Here is a 16,107-nt window from a genome sequence, read left to right on the forward strand (position 1 = left end):
TTCTCGGACCAGATTATGCGTTGCTGTTAAAGATCGAGAACGAGACGTTCCGGGTCTTCCAGGCTTTCCTTGACGCGGACGAGGAAGGTTACAGCTTCCTTGCCGTCAACGATGCGATGATCGTAGCTCAGCGCAAGATACATCATCGGACGGATGACAATCTGACCGCCAACGACAACCGGACGATCCTGGATCTTATGCATGCCCAGAATGCCCGACTGCGGTGCATTGAGGATCGGCGAGGACATCAGTGAGCCGTAAACACCACCATTGGTGATGGTGAAGGTGCCGCCCTGCATATCGCCAACCGAAAGCGAACCATCGCGGGCCGACTTGGCAAGACGTCCCAGTTCCTTTTCAATACCAGCAATCGACAGCTCATCCGCATTGCGGATAACCGGAACAACAAGACCCTTGTCGGTGCCGACAGCCATGCCAACGTGAGCAAATTTCTTGTAGATGATGTCGGTGCCATCAATCTCGGCATTAACAGCCGGGATTTCTTTCAGCGCATGCGTCACTGCCTTCGTGAAGAAACCCATGAAGCCGAGCTTCACGCCGTGCTTCTTCTCGAAGATGTCCTTGTAACGGGCGCGAAGCTCCATCACAGCAGACATGTCGACTTCGTTGTAAGTCGTCAGCATTGCAGCGGTGTTCTGAGCGTCTTTCAGACGACGTGCAATGGTCTGACGCAAACGGGTCATCTTCACGCGTTCTTCGCCCGATGCATCAGCAGCCGACGAAGCCGGACGTGCTGCAGCAGGTGCTGCGGCAACAGCCGGAGCCGCAGAAACGCCCTTTGCGATTGCACCAAGAACATCGCCCTTGAGAACCTGACCGCGCTTGCCCGAACCTTCAACCTGATCAGCCGAAAGGCCATTTTCAGAAAGAATCTTGGAGGCAGCAGGTGCTGGCTGCATTGCCGGGCCGGATGACGCAGAAGCAACAGGTGCCGACGCTGCCGGAGCGGCAGCAGCTGCTGGCTTGGCCTCTTCCTTCTTAGGAGCAGGTGCTGCGGCTGCACCATCACTCGAAATCTGACCGAGCAGTGCATTCACTTCAACCGTGTCGCCTTCCTGCGCCACGATTTCAGCAAGCACGCCTGCGCTCGCAGCAGGAACTTCAATCGTCACCTTGTCGGTTTCCAGTTCCACCAGCGGTTCGTCGACAGCGATAGCGTCGCCGACCTTCTTGAACCACTTTCCGATGGTTGCCTCAGTAACGGACTCCCCAAGCGTGGGAACGCGAATTTCGGTGGCCATGGTTTCTTCTTCCGTGATCTTCGATCTTTAGATTTTACGTTCAATTCAAGCCGGAGCAGTTTTTTAAACCGCTCCGGGCCGAAAATTAAATTAATTACCGAGCGCATCCTCGAGGAAAGCCTCGAGCTGTGCAAGGTGCTTCGACATCAGGCCCGTTGCAGGCGAAGCTGCTGCCGGACGACCAGTGTAGCGAACGCGCTGATGCTTGGCGTCGATGTGCGCAAGAACCCATTCCAGATACGGATCGATGAACGACCACGCACCCATGTTCTTTGGTTCTTCCTGACACCAGACGATTTCCGCATGACGGAAGCGCGAGAGCTCATTGATGAGCGCCTTGGCCGGGAACGGATAAAGCTGTTCCACACGCAGCAGGTAGACATCATCAATCCCACGCTTTTCGCGCTCTTCGTAAAGATCGTAATAGACCTTGCCCGAGCACAGAACGACGCGACGGATCTTGGCATCTTTCTGAAGCTTGATGCCTTCGCCCTTGTTGTACTGTGCATCATCCCAAAGCAGACGGTGGAACGAGGAATCGCCCGACAGTTCGTTGAGGGTCGAAACAGCACGCTTGTGGCGCAGCAGTGACTTCGGCGTCATCATGATGAGCGGCTTACGGAAGTCACGCTTCATCTGACGGCGCAGAATATGGAAGTAATTAGCCGGCGTCGTAACGTTGGCGACCTGCATGTTATCTTCCGCACACATCTGCAACCAGCGTTCCAGACGAGCCGACGAATGCTCCGGTCCCTGTCCTTCATAGCCATGCGGAAGCAGGCAGACGAGGCCCGACATACGCAGCCACTTGCGTTCACCCGACGAGATGAACTGATCGAAGACAACCTGTGCACCGTTGGCAAAATCGCCGAACTGGGCTTCCCAGAGAACCAAAGCGCGCGGATCAGACAGCGAATAACCATATTCGTAGCCAAGCACCGCTTCTTCCGAAAGCATCGAGTTGATGGCTTCGTAGATCGCCTGTCCCTTCTGAATATTGTTCAGCGGGATATAGCGGTTCTGGGTTTCCTGATCATAGAGAACCGTGTGACGCTGCGAGAAGGTGCCGCGTTCCACATCCTGACCTGACAGGCGGATCGGGCTGCCTTCAGCGACCAGCGAACCAAACGCCAGCGATTCAGCAGTTGCCCAATCGATGCCTTCGCCAGTTTCGATCATCTTGGCACGGTTGTCGAGAAAGCGCTGGATAGTGCGATGGACGTGGAAGCCCTCTGGCACTTCAACAAGTTTCTTGCCAATTTCCTTGAGCGTCTTGATCGGAGCTCCGGTCTTGCCGCGGCGCTGTTCGTCAGCATTGTCTGCAGTGCGCAAACCGCTCCAGGCGCCATCAAACCAGTCTGCCTTGTTTGGCTTATAGCTCTGTCCGGCTTCAAATTCCTGCTCAAGCTTTTCACGCCAGTCAGCCTTCATCTTATCGATGTCAGCCTGCGTTACGAGACCTTCTCCGACCAGCTTTTCGCTATAAAGCTGAACAGTGGTCTTATGAGCGCGGATTTCCTTGTACATCAACGGCTGGGTGAAGGATGGTTCATCACCTTCATTATGGCCGAAGCGACGGTAGCAGAACATGTCGATGACAACCGGCTTGTGGAAGATCATACGGAATTCCATCGCAACCTTGGCCGCGAACACCACTGCTTCCGGATCGTCACCATTGACGTGGAAGATCGGCGCTTCGATCATCTTCGCCACATCCGATGGATAAGGCGACGAACGCGAGAAGGCCGGATTGGTGGTGAAACCGATCTGGTTGTTGATGATGAAATGCAGAGTACCGCCTACACGGTGCCCCTTGAGGCCCGAAAGGCCGAGGCACTCAGCGACAACGCCCTGACCAGCAAATGCGGCATCGCCGTGCAGCAGCAGCGGCAGAACCTTTGCGCGTTCGCTCAATGGCACCATGTCATCGCGGGTGCGGCCGACAAGCAGGTCCTGCTTGGCGCGCGCCTTACCCATGACAACCGGGTTGACGATTTCAAGATGCGATGGGTTTGCGGTCAGTGAAAGGTGAACCTTGTTGCCATCGAACTCACGGTCCGACGAAGCGCCAAGGTGATACTTCACGTCGCCCGAACCTTCCACATCGTCCGGCGTGTAAGAACCGCCCTTGAACTCGTGGAAAATAGCGCGATGCGGCTTGCCCATAACCTGAGAAAGTACGTTCAGACGACCACGGTGCGCCATGCCGAGCACGACTTCCTTGAGGCCCATCTGACCGCCACGCTTGACGATCTGTTCAAGCGCCGGGATCAGCGATTCACCGCCATCAAGGCCAAAACGCTTGGTGCCCTTGTACTTCACGTCAATGAACTGCTCGAAACCTTCCGCTTCGATCAGCTTCGACAGAATGGCCTTCTTGCCTTCTGCAGTGAAAGCATAGCCTTTATCCGGACCCTCGATGCGTTCCTGAATCCAGGCCTTTTCGACCGGATCGGAAATATGCATGAATTCGACGCCGATATTGCCGCAATAGGTACGCTTGAGGATATCAAGCATCTGCGGAACGGTCGCGTATTCGAGACCGAGCACGTTGTCGATGAAGATCTTGCGTGTGTAATCAGCAGGCGTAAAGCCATAGGTCGACGGATCGAGTTCGCTGAAGTCATTTGGCTTTTCAGCAAGGCCCAGCGGATCGAGATTGGCGTGCAGATGACCACGCATACGATAAGCGCGGATCATCATGATAGCGCGAACGCTGTCGCGTGCAGCCTGTGCAATCTCCTCAGCGGTCAGTGCAGCAGCCGCCGCATTTTTGGTGTCGCCGCCGGAATCACCCTTGCCGGCCTTGCCCTTCAGCTTGTCGGTAACGTGCTTTTCAACGTCAGCCCAATTGCCATCCAGCGCAGATACCAGCTCGCCATTCGCAGGAATGGGCCAATTCGGCTTTGTCCAGGATGCACCCTGCGCATTCTTGCGCACATCATCGGCATCATCTTTCAGCTCCGCGAAGAAATCGCGCCACTCAGGATCAACCGAGTTGGGATCATCCTCATACTTGGCGTAGAGCTCCTCGATATAGTCGGCATTGCCGCCATAGAGGAACGAGGTAAGGGCGAAAACGTCGTTGGCTTGTTCTTGCCTTGCCATAACCTAATCCGGAGCCTCCGCTCCGTCTCCTTGTAGTAGCTCATCATGCGCGGGCCGGAAGCTCTCTCAGCTTCATCCCTCACGCCGCCGGGGAGGAACCACAACAGACCCCGGCATAACTCGATCACAAACTCAATTCCTGCGGAAGAATGATGGCCAAAGCCTGACATTCTCTTAAACCGGCCGTCTCCGGTATCTGTATTAAACCCGGCAGCAGCTTTCGCCGCTGCCGGGGCATTTCAATCAGCAATGCGATCTCAGCCCTTGAGGACTTCGACCAGCGTCTTGCCAAGCTGTGCTGGCGAAGGAGACACGCGAATGCCAGCCGATTCCATGGCTGCAATCTTGTCTTCCGCGCCGCCCTTGCCGCCCGAAATCACGGCACCAGCGTGGCCCATAGTGCGTCCGGCAGGAGCCGTACGACCAGCGATGAAGCCGACCATTGGCTTGGAACGACCACGCTTTGCTTCATCCTTGATGAACTGCGCAGCTTCTTCTTCAGCCGAACCACCGATTTCACCGATCATGACGATCGACTTGGTTTCATCATCGGCCAGGAACATTTCCAGCACGTCAATGAACTCGGTGCCCTTGACCGGATCGCCGCCGATACCGACAGCAGTTGTCTGGCCGAGGCCTTCGTTCGAAGTCTGGAACACTGCCTCATAGGTAAGTGTGCCGGAGCGCGATACAACACCCACCGAACCCTTCTTGAAGATATTGCCTGGCATGATGCCGATCTTGCACTCTTCAGGGGTCAGGATGCCCGGGCAGTTTGGTCCGAGCAGGCGCGACTTCGAGCGTTCCAGACGCTCCTTGACGCGAACCATGTCCATGACCGGAATGCCTTCGGTGATGCAGACGATGAAGCTGACTTCAGCTTCGATCGCTTCGATGATTGCAGCCGCAGCACCTGCTGGCGGAACGTAGATCACCGATGCGTCTGCACCCGTGCGTTCCTTGGCTTCTGCAACAGTCGCGAAGATCGGAAGCTGTTCGCCCTTGGAGCCTTCCCAGGTCTCGCCACCCTTCTTAGGGTTGATACCGCCGACCATCTGCGTGCCGTAATAAGCAAGCGCCTGTTCGGTGTGGAAAGTACCGGTCTTGCCGGTCAGGCCCTGTACGAGAACCTTGGTGTCCTTGTTAACGAGAATGGACATGCCTTAATTCCCCTTCACTGCAGCGACGATTTTCTGCGCCGCATCGTCGAGATCGTCGGCCGAAATAACGTTGAGGCCGCTCTCGTTGATGATCTTCTTGCCGAGTTCAACATTGGTGCCTTCAAGACGGACAACCAATGGAACCTTGAGACCGACTTCCTTGACCGCAGCGATAACGCCTTCAGCGATCACGTCGCACTTCATGATGCCACCGAAGATGTTGACCAGAATGCCCTGGACAGCAGGATCAGCAGTGATGATCTTGAACGCCGACGTTACCTTCTCCTTGGTAGCGCCGCCACCAACGTCGAGGAAGTTAGCTGGCTCTGCACCGTAGAGCTTGATGATATCCATGGTTGCCATGGCAAGGCCTGCGCCGTTGACCATGCAGCCGATGTTGCCATCAAGAGCGACGTAAGCGAGATCGTGCTTGGAAGCTTCGATTTCTTTTTCGTCTTCTTCCGACAGATCGCGCAGTTCGGCAATGTCAGGATGACGGAACAGTGCATTGCCGTCGAACGATACCTTGGCATCGAGAACGCGAACGCGACCATTGGTCATGACGATCAGCGGATTGATTTCCAGAAGGCTCATGTCCTTCTCGGTGAAGGCCTTGTAGAGGATCGGGAACAGCTTGATGCCGTCTTCACGGGCTTCACCTTCAAGCTTCAGCGCGTCGGCGAGCTTGTTGGCGTCTGCATCGGTCACGCCCTTGGCAGGATCGATGGCAACCGTGATGATCTTTTCAGGGGTTTCTTCAGCGACAGCTTCAATGTCCATGCCGCCTTCGGTCGAAACGACGAAAGCAGGACGGCCAACGGTACGGTCGATCAGGATCGAGAGATAAAGCTCACGATCGATGTCTGCACCATCTTCAATGTAAAGACGGTTGACCTGCTTGCCAGCGTCGCCGGTCTGCTTGGTAACGAGTGTGTTGCCGAGCATTTCCTTTGCGTGGGAAACGACTTCTTCGATCGACTTTGCGAGGCGCACGCCGCCCTTGGCATCAGGACCGAGTTCCTTGAACTTGCCCTTGCCGCGTCCACCAGCATGAATCTGGCTCTTGACGACGTAAAGCGGGCCGGGAAGCGTCTTTGCCCATTCTTCCGCCTGTTCGACGGAATAGACAGCCACACCATTGGCGATCGGGGCGCCGAAGGTGTGAAGCAGGCGCTTGGCCTGGTATTCGTGAATATTCATCTGGTTGTCCTCTACGGATTCCCGGCCCTTTCAACTGAGCCGGTACGGCCCGAATCTTCGACCGATAATTGATAGCCGGAAAAGGCCGGAACTGCGTGTCTCGCAGCGATCCGGCCTTGTCTGGAATTATTTCAGTGACGGAGCAATGCCGATGCAGGCTTCGCAAAGACCGGCAACAGATGCGACCGACTTTTCGAACTCGGCCTTTTCGTCCTTATCGAGATCGATTTCGATAATACGTTCAACGCCATTGGCACCGATCACTGTTGGAACGCCGACATACATGTCCTTGACGCCATACTGACCGGAGAGCTGCGCTGCAACAGGCAGAACGCGCTTCTTGTCCTTGAGATAGGATTCAGCCATCTGAATGGCGGAAGCTGCCGGTGCATAGAAGGCAGAACCGGTCTTGAGCAGGCCGACGATTTCTGCGCCGCCATCACGGGTACGCTGAATGATCTTGTCGAGCTTATCCTGGCTGGTCCAACCCATCTTGACGAGGTCTGGCAGCGGGATACCGGCAACGGTCGAGTAACGAGCAAGCGGAACCATGCTGTCGCCGTGGCCGCCCAGCACGAATGCCGTGACGTCTTCGACCGACACGTTGAATTCTTCTGCAAGGAAGTAGCGGAAACGGGCGCTATCGAGAACGCCAGCCATACCGACAACCTTGTGTGCTGGCAGACCGGAGAACTTCTGCAGAGCCCAGACCATCGCATCAAGCGGGTTGGTGATGCAGATGACGAAAGCTTCAGGCGCATATTTCTTGATGCCTGCGCCGACCTGTTCCATGACCTTCAGGTTGATACCCAGAAGATCGTCGCGGCTCATGCCCGGCTTACGCGGCACGCCTGCGGTAACGATGACAACGTCTGAGCCTTCAATAGCGGCATAGTCGTTTGCACCGGTGAACTTCGCATCAAAACCGTCAACCGGTGAAGATTCTGCGATATCCAGTCCCTTACCCTGCGGAGTGCCTTCCGCAATGTCGAAAAGGACGACGTCGCCGAGTTCCTTCAGACCAGCAAGATGAGCGAGCGTGCCGCCGATCATGCCGGAGCCGATGAGGGCAATCTTGTTGCGTGCCATGATTGTTTCTTTCCTCAAGTTTGATCCAGAAACGCATGAAGCTATCCGGTTTCCTCCCGGAAAACGCGTCTGCGCTGCGAGGGTTCGATAGGACTCTTTGCAAAAAAACTCAACTCATTATTTTGCGACTAATGTTTTCAATCGTTTAGAATTATATGTTCTTACGTAAACGTAAGATATTTTGGCAAACTCAAGGCAATTCGCCGCCTTCGTCCGGCTGTTTTGCATTGCTCATAATGCGTCAGCCGGGCCGCAGATTAGTTTTACAGGCAAGGACATGCGATCAGGAAACAACCGCATTCAACCCAAGCTCTTGCCAGAGCAACATAGCCCGTACTTCCTATAAGTCGAGTCTGTGGCAGTTCAATGATAAGGAAGGAAAGACGGACACGCCCGTCTCATCCCTCTGTTTTCTCGGAAAATGCATCAAGATATTCAGCGCTCTGCATTTCAAACAGACGCGAGGCCGTACGGTCAAATTCGAAAGCTTCCACGCCCTGTTTGGCTTCATAAAGCTTTTCAGGCTCCGCTTCGGCAGAGATAAACAGCCGCGCGTGATGATCGTAAAGCACGTCGATCAGCAGAATAAAGCGCTTGGCTTCATTGCGACGTGAATAATCGAGCATAGGCACATCGTCGATAAACAGCGTCTGGTAGCGTGTGACGATGGCAATGTAGTCAGATGCTGCAAGCGGCTGCGCGCAAAGTTCGTCAAAGGTGAACCGTGCAGCCCCCGGCACTGCACTGCGCACGGGAATTTCACGGCCCTTAATGTGGATCACGTCGGGCTTTTCTTCCACACCGTTCTTATGGGCGGTCCATGCTGCATCCATACGCTTGGTGGTCTCGGAACCAAGTGGCGTCAGATAGACCGGCTGACGGTCGAGCTTTTCCAGACGGTAATCGGTGCGCGAATCGAGGTTGATCACATCGACATGCTGCTTGAGGTTACTGACGAATGGCAGGAAGAGCTGACGGTTGAGCCCATCGCGATAAAGATTATCGGGCGCAACATTGGATGTTGCAATCAGCACCACGCCGCGTGCGAACAGGGCGCTGAACAGACGCGACAGGATCATCGCATCGGCAATATCGGTCACGGTGAATTCGTCGAAGCAAAGCACCCAGGCCTGAGCAGCCAGTGCTTCTGCAACCGGCGGAATCGGATCTTCCTGCTTGGTTTCGCCACGCTTCAAAGCCTGACGATGCGCATTGATGCGCTCATGCGCGTCGGCCATGAAATCATTAAAATGCGCGCGACGTTTGCGTTCGACCGGCAAAAGCTGGAAGAACATATCCATCAGCATCGTCTTGCCGCGCCCGACTTCGCCGTGCACGTAAAGTCCCTTGACGATTGCGACTTCCTTGCGCTTGCCAAACAACCAGCCAAGGGCACTTGATTTGCGCGACAAACGCTTGGTGCAAATTTCCTCGATCAGGCGATCATAGCGTTTGGTGAGCTCAAGCTGCGCTGGATCGACTTCAACTTCGCCTGCCCTGACCAGCGCATCATAATGCTCACTGACCGAAGGAAACGCTTTCAGATTACCGTCGAAAGACATGATTGCTTCCGTTCACCGCTCTAATTGCAAAAACGGCGGAGCGTCTTGCGACTGCTCCGCCTGTCTTTAGCTTAATTGCCTTATCAGCGCGACAGCGAAACTGCCTGACCGCCTGTGGTCTGGCCATCGAAACGGCCCTGACCGGAAGAATAGAGCGTCGCAACGGTTCCGCCATTCGCATCATAGAGCGAAAGCTGCTTGCCACTGACCGACCACGAAGCAAGGCTGCCGAGTTCGCCCGGGCAGCGCAGCGGACCTGCGCGATAGCCCTGACCATACTTGGTCTGCGGCGTTGCAATCTTGCAGTTCTGACCGGCAAGCGATGCATTCCATACACCTGCGACGGTACCTGGCGTCAGATCAGGAGCCGATTCGGGCGGCAGGCTTGCCACTTGAGTGTTCCCATCCTGTGGAGCCGTATTGGTCATCGGCGCCGTCGGGAAGGAATTCGGAGCATTCAGATTACCAGACTGTACGGAACTGACGGGAGCAGATCTCAGTGGTGCTGGTGGCGGCGGCGATGCATTATTGTCAAAGCCTCCAACCCGGGAGCTCTGGCAACCCGCCAAAATGACGCCCGCTGCAGCAATGCTGAGCAAACTTGCTTTCGAAATTCCCATCCTGGTTCTCCAATTCCGCCATGTCCGTGGGGCGTGTTCGTGGGGCTGACTAATCGGGGGAGTGCCCCTCGCACCGTCGAGTATCAAGACTCAACTTAAAAACAATATTGCACTGATAAAATGGCGATATGGTTAAAAAATCAACCGTGCAATGGGGCAAATATCAGTGAGATGGCATCAAGAACGCTTGAAATAGCTTAGAAATTTTCAAAATGGCGCAGGAAGGACACAGTTTTTGAGTAATCTGCGGGCCTCAACGATGATGAACCAATACCGGTGCGGCCAATAGCGCGCCGGTACTGGCAATTTGTGGGCTTTTCCGCCATATAGAGCCTTTCCAGCATGAACGGGACCCGGAAGCAGCAATGAGCAAGGCCACTTTCGCCAAGATGAACGGACTGGGCAACAAGATCATTGTTGCCGATATGCGCGGACGCAGCGATCGTATCGCTCCGCTTGCAGCAATCCGTTTGGCCGCAGACGAAGCCACCTCGTTCGACCAGATCATGGCCATCCATGACCCCAGGACGCCCGACACCGATCATTATATCGAGATCATTAATTGTGACGGCACGCAGGCGCAGGCTTGCGGCAATGGCACGCGCTGCGTGGTGCAATGGCTTTCCAATGAAAGTGGCAAGCAGGATTATATTTTCCAGACACTTGCAGGCATCCTGACCGCCAACGAACATGAAGATGGTCTGATCACCGTTGATATGGGCAAGCCGCATTTCGATTGGCAGGAAATCCCTCTCGCGCATGAAGTGGCCGACACACGTGCAATCGAGCTTTCTGCTGGTCCGGCGGACGCGCCCATACTCCAATCACCATCGATTGCTTCCATGGGCAATCCTCATGCAATCTTCTGGGTTGAGAACGACGTCTGGTCCTATGCACTTGATCAATATGGACCGGGGCTGGAACATGATCCGATCTTCCCCGAACGCGCCAATATTTCCATCGCACAAGTTACATCGGCCGAAAGTATCAACCTGCGTACATGGGAACGCGGTGCGGGTCTAACCCTTGCCTGCGGCTCGGCTGCCTGCGCTGCTGCCGTTTCAGGCGCTCGAACTGGCCGCACTGAGCGCAACATCACAGTCAACGTCCCCGGTGGCCCGCTTAAAATCGAATGGCGCGAGGATGATCACGTCATGATGACTGGCCCTGCCGAATGGGAATTCGACGGCACATTTGATCCTGCAACCGGCGAATGGGAGTACGCCCCGGATAGAAATCTCGATCAGCATCAGGGAGCTGCCTGATGGGCGTGGAAGTTGTAACCTTCGGATGCCGTCTCAACACCTATGAATCCGAGGTGATGAAGCGCGAAGCAGATGCCGCGGGTCTGGGCGAACTGAAAGACGGCGCGATCATTTTCAACACCTGTGCAGTGACATCGGAAGCCGTGCGTCAGGCGCGTCAGGCAATCCGCAAGGCGCGTCGCGACAACCCGGAAGCCCGCATCATCGTGACCGGCTGTGCCGCGCAGACTGAATCGGCCAGGTTCGAAGCAATGGATGAAGTCGACCTCATTTTGGGTAATGAGGAAAAGCTCAAGTCCAACTCCTACCGCATGCTGCCTGATTTCGGCGTGAACCAGTTCGAGAAGGTTCGCGTCAATGACATCATGGAAGTGCGCGAAACTGCAAGCCACATGGTTGATGCCATTGAAGGCCGTGCGCGTGCTTTCGTTCAGGTGCAAAACGGCTGCGATCACCGCTGCACTTTCTGCATTATTCCCTACGGTCGTGGCAATTCGCGCTCGGTCCCCATGGGCGGCGTCATTGATCAGGTCAAGCGCCTTGTGGATAACGGTTATGCCGAAGTGGTTCTGACCGGTGTAGACATGACTTCCTATGGTCCTGATCTGCCGGGAAGCCTTCGTCTCGGAAAACTGGTGAAAACGGTTCTTACACAGGTGCCGGGTTTGCAGCGCCTGCGTCTGTCATCCATTGATTCCATCGAAGCTGATGACGATCTTATGGACGCCATCGCCAATGAAAAGCGCCTGATGCCGCATCTGCATCTGTCGCTTCAGGCAGGTGACGACATGATCCTCAAGCGCATGAAGCGCCGTCATCTTCGTGATGATTCGATCCGCTTCTGCGAAGATGTGCGCGCACTACGTCCCGATATCGTGTTCGGTGCCGACATCATTGCCGGTTTCCCAACCGAGACCGAAGACATGTTCGCAAACTCGATGAAGATCGTCGAAGAATGCGGCCTGACGCATCTCCATGTCTTCCCTTACAGTGCACGCGAAGGCACACCTGCCGCACGTATGCCGCAGGTTAAGCGCGAAATCGTCAAGGAACGTGCAGCCCGGCTGCGTGCTGTCGGCGACCGCGCTTATGAAAAGCATCTCGCTTCTCTCAACGGCACTCACCAGCGCCTGCTGATCGAGAAGGAAGGCATTGCCCGCACAGAAGGCTTTACGCTCGCCGTGATCGATCAGGGTAATCCCGGCGAAATCATCGATAGAATTGTGACGGGGCATGACGGTGAAAAACTCCTCACCCATCGCGCAGAGCCGCAAGCGGCTTAAAGCTTAAACAGGGCATCAGATTTCATGGCAATGGGTTTCATCAAGAAAATGTTCTCCTTCGGCAAGAAGGAGGTCGAGGAAAAGCCGGTCGAACAATCGGTCCCCGATACTGTTGAAGCTGCGGTTGAAACTGCCGTGGAAGCACTGGCACCCGAAAACCCAGAGCCTGTTGAGGCGCCCAAAGAAGCGGAAATCACTGTCGCTGAAGTGGTCGTAGCCGAACCGGAAGCACCTTTGGTCGTAGCCGAGCCGGTTGAAGAAGCTTCGGCTGAAACGGTGGAAGAAGAAAAGGCCGAGCCGGAACATCCGGTTGCCGAGATTGAAATTCCGATCGAACAGCCGCCGGTGATGGAACCGCTCGCAATTGAACCCGTCGTGGTTGAAGTGCCAGCGATTGAGCGGGTTGTTGAGCCTGAACCGGAAACTGTCGTCGAGCCGGATCAAGACGAAATTCCAGAGGTCCCCGAAACCATTGAGACACCTGTTGTCGAGGAAGTGGTTGAACCTGCACCTCAGCCAGAACCGGTAAAACCTAAAAAGGTCAAAGTCGCCAGGGCCGTTGAAGAACATCAGGATGAAACGCCTGTCGAAGCCGCGCCAGAGGCAAAGTTGTCGTGGTTCGAGCGTCTGCGTCGCGGATTGTTGCGTTCATCGAATTCGCTGAGTGATTCCATCGGCAGCATTTTTACCAAGCGCAAGCTTGATGAAGACACGCTGCAGGACCTTGAAGACGTTCTCATTCAGGCTGATCTCGGACTTGAAACCGCGATGCGCGTGACGGACGCGCTGTCATCGGGCCGCTATGGCAAGGATGTGACCGGCGAAGAAGTCCGCAACATCATGGGTGCTGAAATCGAGAAGGTGCTTGGCCCTGTTGCCAAGCCGCTGGAACTCGATCTTTCGCACAAGCCACATGTGATTCTGGTTGTCGGTGTTAATGGTACGGGCAAGACCACGACTATCGGGAAGCTGGCGGCAAAACTTACCGCAGGCGGCCTCAAGGTCATGCTTGCAGCAGGCGATACGTTCCGCGCTGCTGCTATCGAACAGCTCCACATCTGGGGCGAGCGCACCGGTTCGCCGGTTGTCTCGAGCAAGCTCGGTGCCGATGCGGCAGGTCTCGCCTATGATGCCTGGAACCAGGCGAAAGACGCAGGCAGCGACGTGCTCATCATCGATACCGCTGGCCGCTTGCAGAACAAGGCCGAGCTGATGGAAGAACTCGCCAAGATCGTCCGCGTTCTAGGCAAGCACGATCCGGAAGCTCCGCATACAGTCCTTCAGACGCTTGATGCCACCACCGGGCAGAATGCGCTCAATCAGGTTGAGATTTTCAAAAACATTGCTGGCGTCAACGGTCTCGTCATGACCAAGCTTGACGGCACCGCTCGCGGCGGCATTCTGGTGGCAATCTCAGCCAAACACAAACTGCCGATCTACTTCATCGGCGTCGGCGAAGGCGTCGACGATCTTGAACCATTTGCGGCCAAGGATTTTGCCCGCGCCATTGCAGGAGTTGCCTGATGCAGCATCCCGTTTTCGAACGCGACCCGTCGCAGAAGACAGAAGCCGAACGCAAAGAAGTTCCGCCGCTGCTCAAGCTTGCATTGGAACTTGGACCACTTCTGGTGTTCTTTTTTGCCAATGCACGCGGCGAAAGCCTGATTGAGCGCTTTCCCGTGCTCGGTCAGATCGGCGAGCCGATCTTTCTTGCTACAGCACTTTTCATGGTGGCTACAGTCATAGCACTTGCTGTTTCATGGTCGATGACGCGTACATTGCCAATGATGCCGCTTATCTCCGGCATCGTCGTTATGGTGTTCGGCGCACTGACGCTTTGGCTGCACAACGACACCTTTATCAAGATGAAGCCCACTATCGTGAACACGCTGTTCGGCGCGATCCTTCTGGGTGGACTTGTGTTCGGCAAATCCCTGCTCGGTTATGTGTTCGATTCGGCTTTCAAGCTTGATGCCGAAGGCTGGCGCAAACTGACCTTCCGCTGGGGACTGTTCTTTGTTTTCCTCGCGATTGTGAATGAAGTGGTTTGGCGCAATTTTTCGACGGATGCCTGGGTTTCCTTCAAGGTCTGGGGCATCATGCCGATAACTATTGTCTTCACGCTTTCACAAATGCCGCTTATCCAGAAGCACACTTTGCCAGAAGCCAAGACAGAATAAATCCAGATAAGGAGGACGCCATGCCCCAGATTGAAAAACGGCTCGATATCGAACAATTCATCTGCCGTAGCGATAATTATGGCGTTCTCATTCATGATCCTGAAAGCGCGCTGACGGCTGCGATCGATGCGCCCGATGCAAATGCCATTGAAGCAGCGTTAAAACGCCGTGGCTGGACGCTGGACTTCATCTTGACGACCCATCACCATCTCGACCACGTTGAAGGCAATGAGGCTCTGAAAGCCAAATTCGGCATCAGCATCATCGGACCAAAGGCCGAGGAAAGCAAAATCCCCGGCATTGATCGTACGGTTGCGGATGGCGACGAATTCACCTTCGGTCTGTTCAAGGTGCGGGTCATCTCGACACCCGGACATACGGCTGGCGAAATTTCCTACTATCTGCCGGAAGCAAAAGTGGTGTTCACTGGCGACACGCTTTTTGCGCTGGGTTGTGGTCGTCTGTTGGAGGGAACACCCGCAACCATGTTCCAGTCGTTGCAAAAGCTTGTGACGCTACCCGGTGACACAGCAGTTTATTGCGGTCATGAATATACCGAAAGCAATGCCCGCTTCGCATTGACCATAGACCCTGACAATTCGGCGCTCAAAGAGCGGGCACAGGATATTGCGCGGTTGCGCACGGCAGATAAAATGACCCTGCCCTCCAGCATCGCGCTCGAAATGGCCACCAATCCGTTCCTGCGCTGGCACGACGGCCGCATTCGCGCACGGCTTGGAATGCAGAACGCAACGGATGACGCGGTTTTTGCGGAAATCCGCAAGCGCAAGGACCTATTTTAGGATGTTCCCATGAAGAACTTTTCGCACTTCAAAAGCCTCCATGCAGCAGCCCTTTTCGGCTTATCGCTTATGATCCTGCCGCAGTCTGTGAAAGTGGCCGTGGCCGAAGATATTCTGGCAATCGCAACGCCACCGCAAACGCCCGCTGACATCAACAATTTTAAGCTGACCGAAGATCTTCTCGCCCGGATGGAAAAAATCCATAACAAGCTTGATGATATGCAGCTCTCACCAACGGCCGAAGAAGGGCAAGATGCCCAGCCTTCCATGGATTCCATGGTGAAGAGCATTGAATCGCGCCCGCAGGTTGTTGAGGTTATGAAGGCTGAGAATATCGAGCCACGCGATTATCTTCTCGGCTATTTTGCCATGATGAGCGCGCTTGCGGCCGCTGATGCCGAAGAAGAAGATCAGCTTGTCGATGAAGTGAAGCAGATCAATCCCGAGCATGTCGCTTTTGGCAAGCAATATGGCGAACGCATTCGCGAACTGATCGGCGAATAAAAAAGAGCCGGCGAAGTCACCTTCGCCGGTTTTGTATTTGGAGCATAATCCGACCGGAGTGAAACGGGGAT

General features: G+C 55.1%; 13 protein-coding genes. 6 read left to right on the forward strand and 7 right to left on the reverse strand.

The window, feature by feature from the left end; translation table 11 throughout:
• Positions 1-26: 26 nt before the first annotated feature.
• The 7 genes from odhB to CEV32_RS17685 form a co-directional block, all read right to left on the reverse strand.
• Positions 27-1,262, reverse strand: coding sequence for a 2-oxoglutarate dehydrogenase complex dihydrolipoyllysine-residue succinyltransferase (gene odhB / locus CEV32_RS17655; protein ID WP_094578430.1), 1,236 nt, complete (start codon positions 1,260-1,262; stop codon positions 27-29).
• Positions 1,263-1,352: 90 nt separating this feature from the next.
• The gene (locus CEV32_RS17660; RefSeq protein WP_094578431.1) at positions 1,353-4,370 is read right to left on the reverse strand and encodes a 2-oxoglutarate dehydrogenase E1 component; all 3,018 of its coding nucleotides are present in this window, start codon (positions 4,368-4,370) and stop codon (positions 1,353-1,355) included.
• A gap of 257 nt (positions 4,371-4,627) precedes the next feature.
• Positions 4,628-5,530 (reverse strand): succinate--CoA ligase subunit alpha, encoded by a 903-nt coding sequence (gene sucD, locus CEV32_RS17665; protein WP_094578432.1) that lies wholly within the window; start codon positions 5,528-5,530, stop codon positions 4,628-4,630.
• A gap of 3 nt (positions 5,531-5,533) precedes the next feature.
• Positions 5,534-6,730: an ADP-forming succinate--CoA ligase subunit beta gene (sucC, locus tag CEV32_RS17670; protein ID WP_094578433.1), complete on the reverse strand. Its 1,197-nt coding sequence runs from the start codon at positions 6,728-6,730 to the stop codon at positions 5,534-5,536.
• Between the two features lie 126 nt (positions 6,731-6,856).
• Positions 6,857-7,819 carry a malate dehydrogenase gene (gene mdh, locus CEV32_RS17675; protein ID WP_094578434.1) on the reverse strand — a complete coding sequence of 321 codons (963 nt, stop codon included), beginning with the start codon at positions 7,817-7,819 and terminating at the stop codon, positions 6,857-6,859.
• Positions 7,820-8,217: 398 nt separating this feature from the next.
• Positions 8,218-9,381 (reverse strand): cell division protein ZapE, encoded by a 1,164-nt coding sequence (gene zapE / locus CEV32_RS17680; protein WP_094578435.1) that lies wholly within the window; start codon positions 9,379-9,381, stop codon positions 8,218-8,220.
• 83 nt (positions 9,382-9,464) lie between these two features.
• Positions 9,465-10,001: a protease inhibitor Inh/omp19 family protein gene (locus CEV32_RS17685; RefSeq protein ID WP_094578436.1), complete on the reverse strand. Its 537-nt coding sequence runs from the start codon at positions 9,999-10,001 to the stop codon at positions 9,465-9,467.
• 365 nt (positions 10,002-10,366) lie between these two features.
• On the opposite strand from CEV32_RS17685, the gene dapF reads away from it, so the two are divergent.
• From dapF to CEV32_RS17715, 6 genes are read left to right on the forward strand one after another with little or no spacing between them, the layout of a single operon-like run.
• On the forward strand, positions 10,367-11,266 hold the full coding sequence (gene dapF, locus CEV32_RS17690; RefSeq protein WP_094578437.1) for a diaminopimelate epimerase: 900 nt from the start codon (positions 10,367-10,369) through the stop codon (positions 11,264-11,266).
• Complete coding sequence (gene mtaB, locus CEV32_RS17695; RefSeq protein WP_094578438.1) at positions 11,266-12,549, forward strand: tRNA (N(6)-L-threonylcarbamoyladenosine(37)-C(2))-methylthiotransferase MtaB; 1,284 nt, start codon at positions 11,266-11,268, stop codon at positions 12,547-12,549. The genes dapF and mtaB overlap by 1 nt, the downstream gene beginning before the upstream one ends.
• 24 nt (positions 12,550-12,573) lie before the next feature.
• A complete protein-coding gene (gene ftsY / locus CEV32_RS17700) occupies positions 12,574-14,073 on the forward strand; it encodes a signal recognition particle-docking protein FtsY (RefSeq protein ID WP_094578439.1) in 1,500 nt (499 codons plus the stop codon).
• Positions 14,073-14,729, forward strand: a complete 657-nt coding sequence (locus CEV32_RS17705; RefSeq protein ID WP_094578440.1) for a septation protein A — start codon at positions 14,073-14,075, stop codon at positions 14,727-14,729. Before ftsY ends, CEV32_RS17705 begins: the two co-directional genes overlap by 1 nt.
• Positions 14,730-14,749: 20 nt before the next feature.
• Complete coding sequence (gene gloB / locus CEV32_RS17710) at positions 14,750-15,532, forward strand: hydroxyacylglutathione hydrolase (protein ID WP_094578441.1); 783 nt, start codon at positions 14,750-14,752, stop codon at positions 15,530-15,532.
• Between the two features lie 9 nt (positions 15,533-15,541).
• Positions 15,542-16,036 carry a hypothetical protein gene (locus CEV32_RS17715; RefSeq protein ID WP_094578442.1) on the forward strand — a complete coding sequence of 165 codons (495 nt, stop codon included), beginning with the start codon at positions 15,542-15,544 and terminating at the stop codon, positions 16,034-16,036.
• The last annotated feature ends 71 nt before the right edge of the window (positions 16,037-16,107 follow it).

The sequence above is a fragment of the Brucella rhizosphaerae genome, assembly GCF_002252475.1.
Classification (GTDB): Bacteria; Pseudomonadota; Alphaproteobacteria; order Rhizobiales; family Rhizobiaceae; genus Brucella; species Brucella rhizosphaerae.